Genomic DNA, 3688 nt, shown 5'->3' with positions numbered 1-3688 from the left:
TCCATGTCATCGGAATCATCCATGTCATCGGAATCATCCATGTCATCGGAATCATCCATGTCATCGGAATCATCCATATCATCGGAATCATCCATATCATCGGAATCATCCATATCATCGGAATCATCCATATCATCGGAATCATCCATGTCATCGGAATCATCCATGTGGTCTACCTTAAAGTCATCACCGATGAGCAGGTCATTTTGATGAGCGCCGATGAGAGTATCATCGTCCATGCCACCGATAATGGTGTCTTTTTGGTTGCCACCTTCGAGGACATCATTGCCTTCGAGACCGAAGATCAGGTCTTTGCGCTTGTCACCGGTGAGGGTATCGTCACCTGCGCCACCCACGAGGATTTCTTGTTTCTTCTGTGCCTTGAGAGAAACGCCATCATCGCTATCGGCAAAGAGGGCTTTTTTCTCATCCGCCTCGATACCATCCACTGCGGGGAGTTCCAACTCCAACTCGTCGCAATGGGGGATAGAGGTGGTAATTTCCTCTGGAGGGGCGATCGGCAGACCTTCCATCTGACCCACGAGGACGTAGTGTTCGTACAGACTCTCGTATTCGAGACCTTCGCCAATTTCGGCGAGGGTGTCTTCATCCAAGACAGACTCGTAGAATTCGGCGTCAAACTCTCCAGTGGCAATCAGACCGGCAGACAATCCCACGGCAATAAAGTGGGCGAAGGCGCTGCTGTATTCGCCGGAGTCGAGAGCTTCCTGAACTCCTTCTTGTTCCAGATAAGTCTGTTCGTCAAACCACGCAGTTGCCACATGACCTTCCGAGAGTCCAACCTGCACGAAGTAGGCAAAGGCGCTGCTGTATTTGCCAGATTCGACGAATTCGGCGACTTCGGGATATTGTTCCAGATAGTAGTCTTCGTCAAACACCGGATTAGCAATCAGGCCCTCAGACAGTCCCACCTCAATAAAGTGGGCAAAGGCGCTGGTGTATTCGCCAGATTCGACTAATTGGGCGACTTCGGGATATTGTTCCAGATAGAACTGGGCATCGAACAGGGGGTTGGGACTGAGACCTTCTGCTTCGCCGACTTGCAGATAGTGGTCTAACGCACTGCTGTATTCGCCACTTTCGATGAGATCTGCGACTTCAGGATTTTCGCTGAGATAGTAGTCCGCATCGAACAGAGTGGAGATCGTGGTAATTTCGTCAACCTCGACCTCTTCTAGCAGGTCATCGCTGACAGTGGGAGTTTCCACCACCTCGAAGTTTTCCGCCGTCAGTTGCGCCTCATGGATGATAGTAATCGAGAATTCAGCACTCAAGTGGATGACCGTGGAGAACTTGGTCGCGATCGCGCCATCTTCTTGTTCGATCTCGATTTCTGTAGTTTCGGCGTTGTCGAGAATTTCTTCGCCGCTCAAACCGATCCCAGCAATTTGCAGGGTATCTTCTGCGGGGTTGAAGTCCAAGAGAGTATCTTGGTGTTTCTTCTCTACACCAGCAGGGTCGATGACAAAGATATCGCTACCTGCGCCGCCGACAAGGGTATCTGGCCCTTCGCCACCATAGAGCAGGTCATTACCTTCGCCACCCATCAGCAGGTCTTTTTCTTCGCCGCCGAGGAGGGTATCGTCTCCTTCTCCACCTACGAGGCTATCTTTTTCTTTGCCGCCGACGAGCAGATCGTTACCTTCGTCGCCGGAGAGGAGGTCTTTCTCATCGCCGCCGAACAGACTATCGTCTCCCGCGCCACCGAAGAGGGTGTCTTTTTCTTTGGCACCCACGAGCATATCGTCGCCGTCTTCACCAAAGATCTGGTCTTTTCCTTTGGATCCGATTACGGTATCGTTGCCTGCAGCGCCGACAATGGCTTCTTCACTTTCATCGCCAGTCAGCAGGTCATCGCCTTCGCTACCGATGAGTACGCTGTCGCTATCGAGGTCCTCAACAACGAAGCTATCTAACCCGAGATCCGCAGGGTCGGGAATGTCGATGTCTTCGGAAGCGATAATCCCTTGTTCGATGCCGACTTGGACGAAGTAGGCAAAGACACTGGGGTATTCTTTTCCTTCGCCGATTTGGGCTTTTTGTTCTTCGGTGAGCTGACTTTCGACCAATTCGGCATTAAATTCCGCACTGGCGGTGATGCCGATTTCTAACCCGATGGAAATGAAGTGGGTGTAAGCAATTTGGAAGATTTGGCCTTCCGTGGCATCTGCGGGAATTTCCGGCAGTTCGACTTCCGAATCGGGGTTTTCCTCGGCAAACTGTTCGAGTTGGTCGAGATAGAATTGTGCGTCGAAATACGGCAGGGGATTGGTGCCTTCTTCGATGCCGACTTCGATGAAATATTCAAAGGCACTGCTGTATTCGCCACTGACGAGCAGTTGTTGAACTTGGGGATATTGTTCGAGGAAATATTCTTGGTCAAAGAAGGGGGTGGGAACGTCGCCTTCGGTTTTCCCTTTTTTCAGGTAGTAGTCGAGGGGATTTTCGTATTCGCCTAATTCGATGAGTTCCTGAATTTTCGGATTGTTTTTCAGGTAAAATCCGAAGTCAAACAGTGGGCTAAAGCTGACTTGACTGAGTTGCTCGTCGAATTGTCCTTCTTGGAGGTAGTATTCGATGACGGTGCGATATTGACCCCCTTCGCCAATCTGTTGCTGAATGTCTTCGGGCAATTGAGAGAGGAAAAAGTCGGGGTTAAACAGTCCGCTGCTTTCGACTTCTTGTTCTTGTTCGGTGGGTGGGGCGGGTTCTTCTGCACTCGGATCCGGAATTTCGTCGATGACTACGGGGGGCAGATCGCCGATGGTTTCGCCGTCGGTTTCGCTGTCTTCTCCGGCTTCCTCTTCGGTATCTTCGGTATCTTCGGTATCGGTGACTTCTTCGCTTTCGTCATCGGGGGTTTCATCGGCCTCATCGGTGGTTTCTTCACTGTCCTCACCGCTTTCTTCCGCATCTTCGGCGGCTTCTTCTTCGGTGGGGCTAGCGGTGCGACCTTCTTCGAGACCAAATGCGAGGAAGTGTTCCAAGAGACTGTCGATTAAACCTTGTTGGAATGCTTCGGCAATATCTTGGTATTGTTCTAGGTAAAATTGGGCGTCAAACTGGCTGCTGAAGGTCCGAACTTCAAAGCGACCAAATAGGAAAAAGTGCTGCAGCCCGCTGGTAAATTCACCCGCCCCAACGGCTTGTTCGACGTCGGGGTTAAATTCGAGATATTCTTGTTCGTTGTAAGCGGCGTTAGGCGAGCGATTTTCGTTTTGCCCGTAGAGCAGGAAGTGTTGCAGTTCGCTGGCGAAATCTCCATTGGCGATCGCATCGGCAACATCGGGATTGCTTTCGCCATAAAATGTGGCCTGGAACCCGACGAGAACGGTGCGGCTGCGTTCTTTATAGCCAAATTTGACGGCATGTTTTAGCCCGCTTTCAAAGTCTCCTTGGGCTACGGCTTCCGCTACATCGGGGTTATTGGCGAGGTATTCTTCTTCATTGAAATAAGGCGCGATCGCTTCCTCGACTTCCGCCTCCATTTCGTCTTCGCCTTCCATTCCCACCGGGGTCATCCCGCTTTCTTCGCTCATCTCGCTGTCTGGCGTTTCGGTGGTGGTGACTTCCCCTTCAGCGGTTTCGCTTTCTTCGGTCATTTCTTCTTCCATGACCGTCTCTTCTTCAGCGGTTTCGCTCTCTTCTTCGGTCATTTCTTCTTCCA

At 51.2% G+C, this 3688-nt stretch carries 1 protein-coding gene; it reads right to left on the bottom strand.

The annotated features are described in order from the left end of the window. Positions 1–3677: calcium-binding protein (locus tag AC0QH1_RS00855; protein WP_324628833.1), on the bottom strand; the 3677-nt coding region annotated here is incomplete at its 3' end. Between the last annotated feature and the right edge of the window lie 11 nt (positions 3678–3688).

It is taken from the genome of Phormidium sp. CCY1219, from assembly GCF_055795085.1.
This window is presented reverse-complemented; position numbering and strand designations above follow the sequence as displayed.